The organism is Embleya australiensis, assembly GCF_051903075.1.
GTDB lineage: Bacteria > Actinomycetota > Actinomycetes > Streptomycetales > Streptomycetaceae > Embleya.
Genome location: NZ_CP182422.1, coordinates 1,937,517 through 1,952,683, shown reverse-complemented (window position 1 = coordinate 1,952,683; position 15,167 = coordinate 1,937,517). Strand labels below are relative to the sequence as shown.

Sequence of the window (15,167 nt, the reverse complement as noted above, 5' to 3'; positions counted from 1 at the left end):
TCCGACGGCTCCCGTAGACTCGTGGGCATGGTCGGTTTCCCTGGATATCCCCGCGAGCGGCCTTAGCGCGGTGCGGCTTCCCAGCGAGCCCCGCACGATCGTCCGTCTTCGTCAGTCCCCGACCGGGAGCCCAGTCCTTCATGATCAACGCAACCAACGTCGAACTGCGGGCCGGCGCCCGCATCCTCCTCGAGCCGGCCTCCTTCCGGGTCGCGGCCGGCGACCGGATCGGCCTGGTCGGCCGCAACGGTGCCGGCAAGACCACGCTCACCAAGACGCTGGCCGGGGAGACCCAGCCCGCGGCCGGGACCATCACCCGCACCGGCGAGGTCGGCTACCTGCCGCAGGACCCGCGCACCGGCGACCTGGACGTGCTGGCCCGGGACCGGATCCTGTCCGCGCGCGGCCTGGACGTCGCGCTCTCCGGGATGCGCGAGACCGAGGGCCTGATGGCCAGCGCCAGCGGCGAGACCGCGGCCAAGGCGATGCGCCGGTATTCGCGCCTGGAGACCGAGTTCCTGACCAAGGGCGGCTACGCGGCCGAGGCCGAGGCGGCCACCATCGCGGCCAGCCTCGGGCTGCCGGACCGGATCCTGGGCCAGGAGCTGCATACGCTCTCCGGTGGCCAGCGGCGCCGGGTCGAACTGGCCCGGATCCTGTTCTCCGACGCCGACACGCTGCTCCTCGACGAGCCCACCAACCACCTCGACGCCGACTCGATCGGTTGGCTGCGCGACTTCCTCAAGACGTACAAGGGCGGGTTCATCGTGATCAGCCACGATGTCGGCCTGATGGAGGCGTGCGTCAACAAGGTGTTCTACCTGGACGCCAACCGAACCACGATCGACATCTACAACGTCGGCTGGAACGCCTACAAGGTCCAGCGCGAGACCGACGAGCGCCGCCGCAAGCGCGAGCGGGCCAACGCCGAGAAGAAGGCCGACCAACTCTTCTCGCAGGCCGACAAGATGCGCGCCAAGGCGACCAAGACGGTGGCCGCGCAGAACATGGCCCGCCGGGCCGAGAAGCTGCTCTCCGGCCTGGAGAGCGAGCGCAAGTCGGACAAGGTCGCCAAGCTGCGCTTCCCCAAGCCCGCCCCCTGCGGCAAGACCCCGCTGATGGCGACCGGGCTGTCCAAGTCGTACGGCTCGCTGGAGATCTTCACCGACGTCGACCTGGCCATCGACAAGGGCTCGCGCGTGGTCATCCTGGGTCTCAACGGCGCGGGCAAGACCACGCTGCTTCGGCTGCTCGGCGGCGTCGAGGACCCGGACACCGGCAAGGTCGAGCCGGGCCACGGCCTGCAACTCGGTTACTACGCACAGGAACACGAGACGCTGGACCCGGAGCGCACGGTCCTGGAGAACATGCGCTCGTCCTCGCCCGACCTCGATCTGGTCGAGGTGCGCAAGGTGCTCGGCTCCTTCCTGTTCTCCGGCGACGACGTGGACAAGCCGGCCGGTGTGCTCTCCGGTGGCGAGAAGACCCGGCTCGCGCTCGCGACGCTCGTGGTCTCGAAGGCCAATGTGCTGCTCCTGGACGAGCCGACCAACAACCTCGACCCCGCCAGCCGCGCCGAGGTGCTGGACGCGCTGCGCACGTACGAGGGCGCCGTGGTGCTCGTCACCCACGACGAGGGCGCGGTGGAGGCGTTGCAGCCGGAGCGGATCATCCTGCTCCCGGACGGCGTCGAGGACCTGTGGAGCGAGGACTACGCCGACCTGGTCGCGCTCGCCTGACCATCCGGGCGGTGCGCCTCAGCTTCCGGGCGAGGCGGCCCGGGAGCCCCGAACGACCGACACCCCGTCGGGTTGCCTTCCTCGGCAACCCGGCGGGGTGATCGCTTTCGTCCCCCCGACAGGTTTTCCCCACGAAACCCTCACAAGGGGAAGCCATCCTTCCGGTCCGTACGTGACGCCGGTCACGAGGCTCGACGGCGACACAGAGCAAGGTCGCGAATCTCATGGGTGACCAGCGCCTTTGTCGGCGGACACAGGATTCGGTCAAGCATTCGGCAAAGGAAGGCGTGATTCCGCTCGGGTGATCTTTGTGTGCAAGAGGCCACGCGCCGCGATGATCAAGCCATCGGGCCTGGTGGAATCACTGGCCTTGCCATGCCCCAGGGGTGATCATGGGATTCCAGAGCGCACTTCCTATGAGGAGGCACGTGTGGCCGAGACTCTGAAGAAGGGCAGCCGGGTGACCGGTGCCGCGCGCGAGCAGCTCGCGGCTGACCTCAAGAAGAAGTACGACTCCGGTGCCAGCATCCGCGCCCTCGCGGAGGAGACGGGCCGTTCCTACGGCTTCGTGCACCGGATGCTCAGCGAGTCGGGAGTGACCCTCCGCGGCAGGGGTGGGGCAACACGGGGCAAGGCCAAGAGCGCCGCGTCGTCCTCGGCCTGAGACCGAGTCCCGGGGCAGTACGGCACCATCCGTCGAACGACCATGTGACCGACCGGTAACGTCGGACACGTGGTCGTTTGCCGGAAGCGACCCGAACACGGGAGGGACCGTGGACGTGGGCGCGAATCAGCTCGGCTCGAACGACGACACGAGTGGCAACACGAGTGGCAACACGAGTGACAACAGGGGCGGCACGGACAACAGCGGTCGCGGGGTCGGCGGTGCCGACAGCGCGGCAGGGCAGGGCCTTTCGGTCGTGATCGAAGGTACGTTCGCGGTGGTGAGCCTCACCAACCCCGATCGGCGCAACGCGCAGACTCCCGCGCTCTGGCGCGCGCTCGCCGCGGTCGGCCGCGACCTGCCCGGTGATGTCCGGGCCGTGCTGTTGCGCGCGGAGGGCGTCTCGTTCTCCGCGGGCCTGGATCGACGGATGTTCCCGGGTGGCGGGGGCATCCCGGGGGAATCGGACCTCGTCACGCTGGCCGGGGCGAGCGACGACGAACTCGACGCCACCATCGCCTCGTTCCAGGAGGCGTTCACCTGGTGGCGACGCCCGGACCTGATCACGGTAGCCGCTGTGCAGGGGCATGCCGTGGGGGCCGGGTTCCAACTGGCGCTGGCCTGCGACCTGCGGGTGTGCGCCGACGACGCGCGGTTCTCGATGCGCGAGACCGCGCTCGGCTTGGTCCCGGACCTGGCCGGGACGAAGCCGCTGACCGACCTGGTCGGCTATGCCCGGGCCCTGGAGATCTGCGTCACGGGCCGCTGGGTGGGGGCCGATGAGGCGGTCTCGATGGGACTGGCCACCCTCGCGGTGCCGCGCGAGGAGTTGGACGGTGCCGCACGCGACCTGATCGCGGCACTCCTCGCCGCACCGCGCGACGCGGTGATCGAGACGAAAGCCCTGCTCGCGGGCGCCGCGACGCGTGGCTACGACGAACAGCGCGCCGCCGAACGCGCCGCACAGGCCCGCCGCCTGCGGGACCTCGCGGGGGCGGGGGAGTAGGCCCGGCCGGCGGACCCCGATCGGTCGCGTCGTCCGGCGCCGCGGGCTCGTCGCGCCGGAGGAACGGGCCCGATGCACCTCGCGGCTGCTTTCCGGCGCGCCGGCGCACCGCGCCGGGTGGCGCGACCCGCTCCATCGGGGCCCGCCGGGCCCGATTCGGTGAGACGCGCGTCACACGCACCGCCGCCGGTGATCGACGCCCCGACGCGGGCCCGGGACTAAGCCGGCCCGTGTCGGTGTTCCCGTGTACGAAGTACTGAGGTTGACTCAGGAATTTGTTCGAGCATTCGGCTCGGGCAGGCGACACGTACGGGATGTACGGGGAACGAGGCGGGATGAGTGGCGGCGGCCCGATGGGGATGAACCTGCGCTCCTACACGCGCGACGCGTCCGTGGTGGAGCGAAAACTCGCGCCCGGCACGGTGCGCCGGGTGGGCGAGTTCGCGAAACCGTTCGCGCGGCAGATCACCGCGTACCTGGTCCTGGTGGTGATCGGCGCGGTGTTGACCATCGTGCCGCCGCTGCTCGCGCAGCGGATCGTGGACGAGGGTGTACTGAAGGGCGACGGTCACCTGGTGACCGTGCTCGCGATCGTGGTGGCGGGCGTCGCGCTGCTCGCCGCCGGGTTCGGCCTGGCCGAGCGGTGGTACTCGGCGCGGATCGGCGAGGGTTCGATCTACGCGCTGCGCAGCAAGGTGTTCGCGCACGTGCAGCGCCAGCCGATCGCGTTCTTCACCCGGACCCAGACCGGCGCGCTGATCTCGCGCCTGAACAACGACGTGCTGTCCGCGCAGCGCGCGTTCACCTCGACCCTGGCGGGCGTGGTGTCCAATCTGGTCAGCCTGGTCCTGGTGGCCGGGACGATGTTCTACCTCGCCTGGCAGATCACCCTGGTCTCGCTGGTACTGCTGCCGCTGTTCCTGCTGCCGGCCAAGTGGATCGGCCGCCGGTTGCAGGCGATGACCCGCGAACAGATGCAGTTGAACGCGGAGATGTCGACGGTGATGACCGAGCGGTTCAACGTCTCCGGCGCGACGCTGGCCAAGATCTTCGGCCGGCCCGAGGAGGAGGACGCGCTGTTCTCCGGGCGGGCCGCGCGGGTGCGCGACATCGGCATCCGGATCGCGTTGGTGAACCGGGTGTTCGCCACCGCGCTCACCCTGGTCGCCTCGCTCGCGACCGCGCTGGTGTACCTGATCGGCGGGCATCTCGCGGTGGACGGTCGGCTCACCGTGGGCACCCTGGTCGCGCTCACCGTGCTGCTCGGCCGGTTGTACGGGCCGCTGACCGCGCTGGCCAACGTGCGGGTGGACGTGATGACCGCGCTGGTCAGCTTCGAGCGGGTCTTCGAAGTCCTCGACCTGCCCGCGATGATCGCCGACAAGCCGGACGCGAAGCCGCTGCCGGCGGACGCGGCCACGGTGGAGTTCGACGCGGTCGGCTTCGCCTACCCGGGGGCCGACGAGGTCTCGCTGGCCTCGCTGGAGAGTGTCGCGGTGCTCGATCGGCGGCGCTCCGAACCGGTGTTGCACGACGTGTCGTTCCGGGCCGAGCCGGGTCAGCTGGTGGCCCTGGTCGGACCGTCGGGCGCGGGCAAGACCACGATCACCTCGCTGGTCGGCCGGCTCTACGACGCGACCGAGGGAACGGTACGGATCGGCGGACACGACGTGCGCGACGTCACCCTGGCCTCGGTGCGCGACACGGTCGGCGTGGTGACCCAGGACTCGCACATGTTCCACGACACGATCCGCGGCAACCTGCGCTACGCCAAGCCGGACGCGAGCGACGAGGAACTGTGGGCGGCGCTGCACGCGGCGAACATCGGCGACCTGGTCGAAGGGCTGCCGGACCGCCTGGAGACGGTGGTCGGCGAGCGCGGACACCGGTTGTCCGGCGGGGAGAAGCAGCGCCTGGCGATCGCCCGGCTGCTGCTCAAGTCGCCGCGTGTGGTGGTGCTCGACGAGGCCACCGCGCATCTGGACTCGGAGTCGGAGGCCGCCGTGCAGCGCGCGCTGGCCACCGCCCTGGTCGGCCGTACCGCGCTGGTGATCGCCCACCGCCTGTCCACCGTGCGCGACGCGGACCTGATCCTGGTGGTGGACGACGGCCGGATCGCCGAACGCGGCACGCACGCCGAGCTGTTGGCCCGGGACGGTCTGTACGCGGATCTGTATCACCGCCAGTTCCGGGACCGGGAAGAAGATCCGATCGATTCCGCGGTGCTCGCGAGTTGACCGACCGCAGCCCGGGGCGCCGGGTAGTGTGGTGATATTCCAAATGGTTGGCAAGAGGGGCTTTCCGGGTGCGTGTTCTCGTCGCCGGCGGCGGCATAGGTGGTCTTGCTGTGGCACTCAGCCTGCACGACGCGGGCATCACCGAGGTGACGGTGATCGACGCGGCACTGAGAATCCGGCCCCTGGGGCTCGGGATCAGCCTCCTGCCCCACGCGGTGCGCGAACTCGCCGAACTCGACCTCTACCATCCGATCGCCAACCTGGGCGTGCCGCTGTCCGGGGTGGCCTTCCCCGACCGCCGCGCGACCCGGGTGGTACTGGCCCCGCGCGGACAGCGGGCGGGCTTCCTGTGGCCGCATCTGTCCGTGCACCGGGGCGAGTTGCAGGTCGCGCTGCTGCGCGCGGTGTATCAGCGGCTCGGCCGCGCGGCGGTGCGTACCGGGTCCCGGCTGACCGGGTTCGACCAGGACGACGACGGGGTGACCGCGTACTTCGTGGACGGCGAGGGTCGGCCCTGGCAGGAGCGGGCCGACGTGCTGGTCGGCGCGGACGGGATCAACTCGGCGACGCGCGCGACGTTGTTGCCGGACGAGAGCGCGCCGACCGCCCAGCCGCGCATCCTGATGCGCGGCACCACGCGCTGCGCGCCGTACGCCGACGGGCACACCATGATCATGACCGCGCACGGCGAGGCGCGGTTCATGGCGCACCCGATCAAGCCGATCGATCCGCGCGACGGGTACACGCTCACCAACTGGCTCGCGGAGCTGCCCGATCGGCAGTCGGCGGGCGAACTCGGCGACACCGGCTGGAACGGCCCGGCGGACCTGCGCCGGCTGGCCCGGGTCTTCCGCGGCTGGAGCATCGCCGGGGCCGACATCGGGGCCATGGTCAGGTCGCCCACCGAGGCGTCCGGCTATCCACTGGTGACCCGACCGCCGCTGGACCAGTGGTCGTTCGGCCGGGTCACCCTGCTGGGCGACGCGGCCCACCCGATGTATCCGTACGTGCTCGGCGGCGCGTCCGAGTCGATCGTCGACGCGCGGGTGCTGGCCCGCTCGCTGGGCTCGTACCGGGACCCGGTCGAGGCGCTGGAGATGTACGAGCGGGCCCGGCTGCCGCTGAACAAGTGGCTGCAACTGATCGGCCACGGCCGGGTGCCGCGCGCCGAGGACGCGACCGGGCCGCTGACCGCCGCCGAGGAGATCGGCGGCATCATCGGCGCCTACGGCCACCTGCCCGGACACGACCCGGCATCACTGAACGAGCGGCCGTCGTACGGCCTGGCGAAGGTCTGAGCGAGGGCCGGCTTCACACCCCCGCGTCGGTGACCAGGACGTGTACCACCACACGTTGCCGGCCCGTACGCTCGCGTACCTCCGCGGTGACCGCCGTGCGCACCGCGCGGGCCACGTCCAGGACGCGGTGGTCGGCCGCGGCGCGGAACTGCACGTCCACGTGCAGGACTCCGTCGAGCACGCGCGTGGTCACCCCCGGGACCCGGCCCGGGAGCAGGCCGCCCGAGACCTGGGCGACCGCGTCGAGCAGACCCGGTTGCAGGTCCACCACGCCGGGGACGGCCAGCGCCGCGCCGCCGGCGGTGGTCCGGGCCAGTACGGACATCTCGCGGGACGCGCGCTGCGCCGGCTGCCTCATCGGTTCCCCTCCCGAGCGTCGGCGGCCGGTTCCAGGCCCACCACGTCCACGTCCACCTTCGCCACTTCCAGCCCCAGTCGCTCCATCGCGGCCCGGCGCACCCGCTCGCGCAGCCGATCGGCCAGCGCGTGGATCGGCTCGCCGTACGGCACGCCGACCGACAACCGCACCGTCACCGGACCCGGCACCGCCGCCCCCGCCCGATTCTCGAACGGCCGGATCCGGCAACTGCGGGCCTGCACGCCGGGCTCGGCGTCGGCCGCCGCGCGCAGCGTGCGCGCCGCGGCGGTCTCGGTCAGCGTCAACTGCTCGTCAGGCTCACCCAAGGGGAGTAGCCGACCGGTGTGCAACTCGGCCCGGACCAGGCGCATCACCCGAGTGCCCAGATCATCCGGCACCGGGACCGGCAACTCGGCCCACTCGCGGGTGACCTGGTCGAGCACCGAATGGTCGCGCAACACCGCCTGGCACTCCGGACACGAGCGCTCGTGCTCGTCCAGCGCGTCCGCGGCGGCGTGTTCGAGCACCGACTCCGGTTCGCGCCCGCAGGGCAGCAACTCCTCGTCCGGGTCGAAGTCCGCCGGCTCGCCGAAGCCCGGGATCGACCCCGGGTCCGAGTGCGGGATCGATCCCGATCCCGGGTCGGCGTCGAGGCTCGCGCCCGGCAACGCCCCGCGGGTCCCCGCGAGCAGTTCCGCCGCGGACGGCAGCCGCAGCGCGTCCGGGGCGTCGCCCGTCTCGTCGGTCACGTCCACGGTCGCATCGCCTCCGCCAGGGTCTGTCGTGCTCGGAAGATCCTGCCCCGCACCGCGTTCGTCCCGATCCCCACGGCCGCCGCGATCTCGTCGTAGCTCTGCCCGTGCATCTCGCGCAGTACCCAGCAGGCCCGCTGCTCCTCGGTCAGTGTGGTCATCGCCTCCTGCAGCGCCTTCAGTGCCGCCGATCCCTCCGCTCGTCGCTCCGGATTGTCCGCCATCTGCTCTATCGCCCGATCGGGTACCTGGTCCAGGCCGACCGTGGGCCGCCGGGTCCGGGCGATGTTCAGGGCGCGGTTCGTGACGATGCGATACATCCAGGTCAGGAACGACGAGTCGGCGCGGAACCCGGGCAATCGGCGCCACGCGCTGATGAACGCCTCCTGTACCGCGTCCTCCGCGTCGCCGGCGCTGCCCAGGATGCGCAGCGCGAGCGTGTACAGGGATCGCCCGTGCCGACGCATCAGCACCTCGAATGCCTCGGCGTCACCCTCTCGAGCGCGCACCACCAGGGTGCCCTCGTCGAGCTCGGCCTCGTCGGCCATCGGCTTCCCTCCTCGTCCCAACCCGGCGAACGGTACTGCGCTCGGGGGCGCAAGACGAGAACCGCCACCCGAACGGCGGTCCGCGCGTTGCGTACGTGCCCGCGACCGCCCCGGCGGGATAGCGTCGGATTCCGCGAAACATCCTCCGATCGACGCGTGACGTTCGCCCGGTGTGTGTGTCGTACAGGTGTGGTGAACCCGGCAAGGGGCACCGATGACAGGCGGGACCGAGTGGGGTTCCGGTCGCAGGGTTTCGGGCATTCGCAGCCAGTCGAGGAAGGAAGTGCGCCGATGGCGGACACAACGACCCAGGGCAAGACCGGCACGCAGGCGCTTCAGAAGGACGAAGAGCGTTCGGTGGGCAACGGCGCTCGCTCCACGGAGGTCGTCAAGCTGGCCACCGACAAGGGACGCACGTCGATCGCGGACGGCGTGGTGGCCAAGATCGCGGGCATCGCGGCCCGGCAGATCCCGGGCGTGTACGCGCTCGGCGGCGGCGCGGCCCGGGCATTCGGCGCCGTGCGTCAGCGCATTCCGGGGGGCAAGCCCAACGTGGCCCAGGGCGTCAGCGTCGAGGTGGGCGAGCGGCAGTGCGCCGTGGATCTCAACATCGTCGTGGATTACGGCGTGCCCATCGCCGAATTGGCGCAGGCCGTCCGGGAGAATGTCATCGACTCCGTCGAGCGGATGACCGCGCTCGAGGTGGTCGAGGTCAACATCGCGGTGGACGACATCCACATCGACTACGACGGCGACGACTCCAAGGAGCGCCAGCTTCAGTGACGCGTGCGCCCGGCGACGACGAGCGGCGACAACTGCTGCGCGAATACCGGGAATTCATCCGGGCGAGTCACCCCGATCGTGGGGGCGACCCAGCGGAGTTCGTCGCCGGGCTCGAACGTTTCAGGGCGCTGATCGACGCGGCGGGACCACCCGCGCCGATCCGTTCGGGGGCCGCGGCGGAGACTACGGTCTACCGCCGCGGCCGCTTGCCGGGCCGGCTCTGGCGGCAGTTGACGGAGCGTCATAGGCGGCGCAACAACCCGCGTGTCGAGTAGCGGGCGGGTGCGGCACCGATGGATTCCGGACAGCTCCGCGGCAGGAGACCTCCGCGGCATTCGGCCCGACAGGGGTCGGCAACTCGGCAACAACCAATGGTCGGTTCAGTGAGGAGTCGTTCGCCAATGACTACACCCATGGTCGGCCTGTTGGTCGGCATGGCCCTCGGCCTGGCCGCCGCGCTGGGCGGGTTCGGGGCCTTTCTCCTGGTCGCCGCCCTCGGGGTGGTCGGCTTCCTCGTCGGCCGCTTCCTGGACGGCGACCTGGATCTCGGCGAGCTGTTCAGCTCGCGCAATCGGCGCCGCTGATGCGCGCGGTACCGGCGGAGGGCCTGGCGCCGGCCGCGCACCGCGGAGTACTGCAGATCGGCGGACGGGTGGTGGAGAAGATCGCCGCGCGCGCGGCGCGTGAGGCCACCACCGAGGCTGCCCCGGACACCGTGCTGCGCGCCCCCAGGGCGGGCGCCACGATGCACCACGACCACGCGACGGTGAACCTCGACGTGGACGTGCCCTATCCCGGCCCGGTGGTCGAGATCGCCCGGACCATCCGGCAACGGGTGCGCGCCGACGTGGAGTACCTGACCGGGATGCCCGTGGTGCGGGTGGACGTGACGGTGGCCCGGTTGACCCGTGGGGGGCACGGCAAGAGGAGAGTGCAGTGAGCCTGGAGGCTTCGCCGGAGGCGCCGGCCGACGGCTCGACGGCCCTGGCGGCCGCCGACGACTGGGGCGACGGCGCGAAGGTGCGCCGGGCCTGGTCGACGCGGGGGCTGCCGGCCGCGCTGGTGGCGCTGCTCGTGTGCGGCATCGCGGGCACCGCGCTGTACATCGGCGTGACGGCCCGGATCGATCGGGCGCCGCGCTGGTCGCGCGACCTGTTGGAGCGGGCCCAGACGCATGTGTGGCGCGACGGCTGGACCATCGCCGCCGGGGCGATCGCCGCCGCGGTGGGCCTGTGGCTGATCGTGCTCGCGCTCACCCCCGGACGGCGTGCGCTGCTGCGACTGCGCTCGCCCGGCGGCGGGATGACCGTCTACATGACCCGGCGTACCGCCGCCTCGTTCCTGCGGCACACCGCGCTGGCCTCCTCGGGCGTGTTGGACGCGCGGGTGCGGATGGGGCGGCGCAAGGCGGTACTGCGGGTGGACTACCACTTCCGTGATCCGGACGATCTGCACGACGAGTTGATCGAACGCCTGGAGGAACGCGCGAACGCGCTCACGCTGGCCCGGGTGCCGCGCGTGGACCTGCGCCTTCAGCCCGTGAGCGGGAGGTGAGGCGATGATGCGCACGGTCTGCAACCGGATCCTGCTGTTCCTGGCCGGGCTGGTCCTGATCGTCGGCGGGCTCGCGGTCGCCGCGCGCGGGCGGGGCTGGTACCCCGACCTGCTGCACACCGCGGACAAGCCGTTCATCACCGCGAGTCAGGCCGAGCGGCTCACCGACCACGGCTGGTGGTGGTGGGTCGCCTTCGGCGTGCCGGGGTTGATCCTGGTGCTCGCGCTGTGGTGGTTGCTGGCGCAGGTGGGCCGGCGTCCGGTGCGGTCGGTGCGGGTGCACGACACGAGCGACCACGCCGGCGAGGGTCCGTCGGGGCTCGGCACCGGGTTCGGCATGGTCGGCGACGAGGCGGACACGCTGACCGTCTCGGGCAACGCGCTGGCCGACGCGATCGAGGACGACCTGGCCTACGTGGCGGGCGTCGAGCACGTCACCGCGCATCTGGTGCGCAGGCGGCACGGGCCCACGCTGCAGGTGCTGGTCCGGGCCGAGCCGGGGGCCGAACCGCGCGAACTGCTGGGCGCGGTGCGCGACCGGGTGTTGCCCAACGCGCGCGAGGCGGTGGGCCTGGAGACGCTGCCCACGGTGCTCACACTGCGGACGAGCCGAGGGCTGCCGAAGCGACACCTGGACTGACCGGGGCGCGGGCCGGGAACGCCACCCCCGGCCCACACCTCGGCTCGCGGGCGACCGCCGACTCGCCGGCTGTGTCCCGCGGATGCGGTTGCCTCCGGCTGAGGCGGGCTGCCTCTGGCCGATGCGGGCTGCCTCTGGCCGATGCGCCATCGTCGGCTCGTGTGCCGTGTTCGGCTGCGTGGCTCGGATTGCGTGCGGGGTCGGTTTCGGGTGCCGGCTTGGGCCCGCATGCCGCGTCGGGGCGGTGCGCTGTTCTCGGCTCGTGTGCCGCGTTTGGCTGTGCGGGCGGGATCTGGGTGTGGTGCCGGTTCGGGGTGGCGGCTGGGGCCTGTGGGTGCGTTGGGTCGGTGTGCTGTTTTCGGCTTGTGTGCCGTGTTCGGCTGTGTGGCTCGGATTTGCGTGCGGGGTCGGTTTTGGGTGCCGGCTTGGGGCCGCATGCCGCGTCGGGCCGGTGCGCTGTTTTCGGCTTGTGTGCCGTGTTCGGCTGCGCCGCCCGGATTTGCGTGCGGCCGGTTTCGGGTGCCGGCTTGGGCCCGCACGCCGCGTTGGGTCGGTGTGGTGTTTTCGGCTTGTGTGCCGTGTTTGGCTGTGCGGTTCGGGTTTGCGTGCGGGGTTGGTTTTGGGTGCCGGCTTGGGGTCGCATGCCGTGTCGGGGTGGTGTGCTGTTTTCGGCTGGCGTGACTCGTTTGGCTTGTGTGCGGCCTTCGGGGCATGTGTCGGGACGCCCGGGTCCGGGCGGCGGGTCGGCTCGTGCGTTGTTTTCGGACCGCGAGGCTTGCCCGGGTTGCGGCGCCGCCTCCGGGGCGGCGCCGCCGTCGGTCTGCGGGCTGCCTCCGGGCGGCGTGCCGCGTTGGGCTTCCGACGGGCCGCAGGCCGGTGTGTACGCCGCGGCGCCGGCTCGGGGTCAGAGGGAGCGGGCCAGGCCGCCGTCGATCGGGATCAGCAGGCCGCTCAGGTAGGACGCCGCCGGGGAGAGGGCGAAGGCGGCCACTCGGCCGAACTCCTCCGGGGCGCCGTAGCGGCCCAGCGGGATGGCCTCGCTCTGCCGGGCCCGGGTGGCCTCCGCGTCGCCGCTGAGGTCGTCCAGCTCGCGCACCCGGTCGGTGTCGATCCGGCCCGGCAGCAGGCCGAACACCCGGATGCCGCGCGGGCCCAGCTCGTCGGCGAGGGACTTGGCCACCCCGGCCAGGCCGGGCCGCAGGCCGTTGGAGATGCCGAGGCCGGGAACCGGCTGACGCGCCGACGAGGAGAGCACGAAGCCGATCGCGCCGCCCGCGTGCAGCGCCGCCGAGGTGGCCCGGGCCAGCCGTACCGCGCCCAGGAAGACCGACTCGAACGACTCCCGCCACTGATCGTCGTCGACCGCGTCGATCGTGCCGGCCGGCGGCCCGCCCACACTCACCAGCGCGCCGTCCAGCCGCTCGAAGCGAGCCAGCGCGGCGGCGACGAGGCGCTCGGCCGTGCCGCTGTCGCCGTTGTCGGCGGCGATGCCCAGCGCCCGCTCGGGACCGCCCAGCGCGGCGACGGCCTCCGCCGCGCGCTTTTCGTCCCGCCCGGAGGCCACCACCCGGGCGCCGTCGTCCACCAGCGCTCGGGCGGTGGCGAAGCCGAGGCCGCGGGTGCCGCCGGTGACCAGATACACACGATCGCGAAGTCCAAGATCCATGCCACCCATCCTGCCCGCTACCGGCCCCGGAGCCGGGTAAATGACAGGCCGTCGGCTCGGCGGGGTCGCTACCCTCGGTGCCATGACCGAACAGATCGACCTCGTGCGGAAGTGGATCGCGGCGGCCGAGGACGGCGTCACCGTGCTGACCGGGGCGGGCATCTCGACCGACTCCGGGATCCCCGACTACCGGGGGCCGCAGGGCGTGTGGACCAAGGATCCCGACGCCGAGAAGTTGGTCACCTACAGCTACTACATGGCCGACGAGGACATCCGCCGCCGCTCGTGGCTGCTGCGCCGGGACAATCCCGCGCGACTGGCCGGGCCTAACGCGGGACACGCCGCACTGGTCGCGCTGGAACGGGCCGGTCGGCTCAACGCGTTGATCACACAGAACGTGGACGGGCTGCACCGGCGGGCCGGGACCTCCCCGGAGAAGATCATCGAGCTGCACGGCACGATGTTCTACGTCCTGTGTACCGACTGCGACACGCGCACCACGCTGGACGCCGCCCTGGAGCGGGTCGAGATGGGCGAGGACGACCCGCGCTGCCTGCAGTGCGGCGGAATCCAGAAGACCGCGACGATCATGTTCGGCCAGGGGCTCGACCACGGGGTGCTGGAGCGGGCCGCGATCGCCGCACAGATCGGTGATCTGTTCCTGGCCGTCGGCACCTCGCTCCAGGTGGAGCCGGCCGCGTCGTTGTGCCGGGTGGCGCGGGATTCGGGAGCCCGCCTGGTGATCGTCAACGCGGGGGAGACGCCCTACGATTCGATCGCCGACGCGGTGATCCGGGAGCCGATCGGCGAGGTGTTGCCGGAGCTGGTCGAGGGGTTGTGAGCGGCGGGGAAGCCGGGGTCAGACCTTCGCGGCTTCCTCGTGCTCGTCCGCCGGGTCGGCCTCTTCGAGCGCGGCCAGTTCGGCCTCCAGCTCCCGGGCCTCGCTCCGGATCAGCTTCACGAACATCGCGAGCAGCGCGAACGCGAAGATCCACCACTGCACCGCGTAGGCCAGGTGCGGGCCCAGGTCCTCGTCGTCCGGCTCCGGGATCAGCGCGGGGGCCCTGGCTGGCATCGGGGTCTGCTCGGTGAGTTCGACGTAGCCGCCGAACAGCGGGTGCGGCACCTTCGGGCCCAGTTCGAAGCCGGAGATCCGCAACACCTGGCCCTCGATCGCCGTCTGGCCGCGGATGCCGGAGTCCTTGCGGGTCTCGTCCGGGCGCAGCCGGCCGGTCACCGTGACCTGGCCGGTCGGCGCCGGCGGTACGTCGGGTCGGTCGGCCGCCTGCGGCGGGTTCTTCACCCAGCCGCGGTCGACCAGGAGGGTGCGGCCGTCGGCGCCGACCAGCGGGGTGAGCACGTAGTAGCCGGGCACGCCGTCCTGGGACCGGTTGCGCACGAGCAGTTCGTGGTCGGTGTCGTACCTGCCGGTCAGCGTGACCCGGCGCCACTGGAGATCGCCCGGCAGCTTGTGGCCCACCGCGAGGATCTCCTCGGCGGGCGCGGGCTTGCGGTCGATGTTGGCACTGATCAGGTCGTTGTGCGCGACCTTGTTCTCGTGCCGGTGGAACTGCCAGAAGCCGAGCTCGACCATGATGGGGATCAGCACGGCGACGAGCAGCGCCATCGCGATCCAGCGCGGGGTCAGCAGGAAGCGGTACACACCGGCACGGTACCCCTCGTCGTGCGCGCCGCGTTTCGCCGGGTCGGGGTGGGGCCGCGGTTTCCGCCCTGTTCGGGGCGCGTCGGCGCGTCGTGTGATCTCGGTGCGTCGTGCCGGCGCCTCGTGTGCGTCGCCCTGTCGGGTCGTGCGCGTCGCCCGGCGCGGGGTCGGCGACGAAACGGGCGGGGTGTCCGGGTCGGCCGCCGGCCGGGGGTCCCCGCCGATAGGCTGCCCGCACGCCGTCTCCGGAAGCCTCGCC

At 71.8% G+C, this 15,167-nt stretch carries 17 protein-coding genes; 12 read left to right on the top strand and 5 right to left on the bottom strand.

The features are described 5' to 3' along the window. Window positions 1-140 precede the first annotated feature (140 nt). From ACMXN5_RS08070 to ACMXN5_RS08050, 5 genes are all read left to right on the top strand, one after another. Window positions 141-1,739, top strand: coding sequence for an ABC-F family ATP-binding cassette domain-containing protein (locus ACMXN5_RS08070; protein ID WP_439674677.1), 1,599 nt, complete (start codon window positions 141-143; stop codon window positions 1,737-1,739). A gap of 430 nt (window positions 1,740-2,169) precedes the next feature. Further along, entirely contained in the window at window positions 2,170-2,403 is a 234-nt protein-coding gene (locus ACMXN5_RS08065) for a helix-turn-helix domain-containing protein (RefSeq protein WP_395788824.1), read from the top strand. 256 nt (window positions 2,404-2,659) lie between these two features. After that, window positions 2,660-3,409 (top strand): enoyl-CoA hydratase/isomerase family protein, encoded by a 750-nt coding sequence (locus tag ACMXN5_RS08060; protein WP_439674676.1) that lies wholly within the window; start codon window positions 2,660-2,662, stop codon window positions 3,407-3,409. Window positions 3,410-3,744: 335 nt separating this feature from the next. Further along, on the top strand, window positions 3,745-5,646 hold the full coding sequence (locus ACMXN5_RS08055) for an ABC transporter ATP-binding protein (RefSeq protein ID WP_439674675.1): 1,902 nt from the start codon (window positions 3,745-3,747) through the stop codon (window positions 5,644-5,646). A 68-nt stretch (window positions 5,647-5,714) separates the two neighbouring features. After that, the gene (locus ACMXN5_RS08050) at window positions 5,715-6,944 is read left to right on the top strand and encodes an FAD-dependent monooxygenase (RefSeq protein ID WP_439674674.1); all 1,230 of its coding nucleotides are present in this window, start codon (window positions 5,715-5,717) and stop codon (window positions 6,942-6,944) included. A gap of 13 nt (window positions 6,945-6,957) precedes the next feature. Here the strand turns inward: ACMXN5_RS08050 and ACMXN5_RS08045 are convergent, their stop codons facing one another. Genes ACMXN5_RS08045 through ACMXN5_RS08035 form a run of 3 tightly spaced genes read right to left on the bottom strand, consistent with a single transcriptional unit; the run spans window position 6,958 to window position 8,602 of the window. Next, window positions 6,958-7,302: an Asp23/Gls24 family envelope stress response protein gene (locus tag ACMXN5_RS08045; RefSeq protein WP_395788818.1), complete on the bottom strand. Its 345-nt coding sequence runs from the start codon at window positions 7,300-7,302 to the stop codon at window positions 6,958-6,960. Next, a complete protein-coding gene (locus tag ACMXN5_RS08040) occupies window positions 7,299-8,057 on the bottom strand; it encodes an Asp23/Gls24 family envelope stress response protein (RefSeq protein ID WP_439674673.1) in 759 nt (252 codons plus the stop codon). Before ACMXN5_RS08040 ends, ACMXN5_RS08045 begins: the two co-directional genes overlap by 4 nt. Beyond that, the gene (locus ACMXN5_RS08035) at window positions 8,048-8,602 is read right to left on the bottom strand and encodes an RNA polymerase sigma factor (protein WP_078977714.1); all 555 of its coding nucleotides are present in this window, start codon (window positions 8,600-8,602) and stop codon (window positions 8,048-8,050) included. Before ACMXN5_RS08035 ends, ACMXN5_RS08040 begins: the two co-directional genes overlap by 10 nt. A 291-nt stretch (window positions 8,603-8,893) precedes the next feature. Here ACMXN5_RS08035 and ACMXN5_RS08030 point away from each other — a divergent pair, with 291 nt between their 5' ends. The 6 genes from ACMXN5_RS08030 (at window position 8,894) to ACMXN5_RS08005 (ending at window position 11,579) form a co-directional block, all read left to right on the top strand. After that, entirely contained in the window at window positions 8,894-9,385 is a 492-nt protein-coding gene (locus ACMXN5_RS08030; protein ID WP_380011195.1) for an Asp23/Gls24 family envelope stress response protein, read from the top strand. Beyond that, window positions 9,382-9,660, top strand: coding sequence for a hypothetical protein (locus tag ACMXN5_RS08025; protein ID WP_126641335.1), 279 nt, complete (start codon window positions 9,382-9,384; stop codon window positions 9,658-9,660). The genes ACMXN5_RS08030 and ACMXN5_RS08025 overlap by 4 nt, the downstream gene beginning before the upstream one ends. Before the next feature lie 126 nt (window positions 9,661-9,786). Then, window positions 9,787-9,969, top strand: coding sequence for a hypothetical protein (locus ACMXN5_RS08020; RefSeq protein ID WP_078977717.1), 183 nt, complete (start codon window positions 9,787-9,789; stop codon window positions 9,967-9,969). Beyond that, entirely contained in the window at window positions 9,969-10,325 is a 357-nt protein-coding gene (locus ACMXN5_RS08015) for an Asp23/Gls24 family envelope stress response protein (protein WP_126641336.1), read from the top strand. The genes ACMXN5_RS08020 and ACMXN5_RS08015 overlap by 1 nt, the downstream gene beginning before the upstream one ends. Continuing rightward, window positions 10,322-10,939 carry a DUF6286 domain-containing protein gene (locus ACMXN5_RS08010; protein ID WP_395788812.1) on the top strand — a complete coding sequence of 206 codons (618 nt, stop codon included), beginning with the start codon at window positions 10,322-10,324 and terminating at the stop codon, window positions 10,937-10,939. Before ACMXN5_RS08015 ends, ACMXN5_RS08010 begins: the two co-directional genes overlap by 4 nt. Window positions 10,940-10,943: 4 nt before the next feature. Beyond that, window positions 10,944-11,579, top strand: a complete 636-nt coding sequence (locus tag ACMXN5_RS08005; RefSeq protein ID WP_395788810.1) for a hypothetical protein — start codon at window positions 10,944-10,946, stop codon at window positions 11,577-11,579. 904 nt (window positions 11,580-12,483) lie between these two features. Here the strand turns inward: ACMXN5_RS08005 and ACMXN5_RS08000 are convergent. Further along, window positions 12,484-13,245 (bottom strand): SDR family oxidoreductase, encoded by a 762-nt coding sequence (locus ACMXN5_RS08000; RefSeq protein WP_439674672.1) that lies wholly within the window; start codon window positions 13,243-13,245, stop codon window positions 12,484-12,486. A gap of 82 nt (window positions 13,246-13,327) precedes the next feature. Between ACMXN5_RS08000 and ACMXN5_RS07995 the strand changes: the two genes are divergently transcribed. Beyond that, a complete protein-coding gene (locus ACMXN5_RS07995) occupies window positions 13,328-14,086 on the top strand; it encodes an SIR2 family NAD-dependent protein deacylase (protein WP_395788806.1) in 759 nt (252 codons plus the stop codon). Between the two features lie 18 nt (window positions 14,087-14,104). On the opposite strand, the gene ACMXN5_RS07990 is transcribed toward ACMXN5_RS07995, so the two are convergent. Continuing rightward, a complete protein-coding gene (locus ACMXN5_RS07990; RefSeq protein WP_439674671.1) occupies window positions 14,105-14,908 on the bottom strand; it encodes an SURF1 family cytochrome oxidase biogenesis protein in 804 nt (267 codons plus the stop codon). Between the last annotated feature and the right edge of the window lie 259 nt (window positions 14,909-15,167).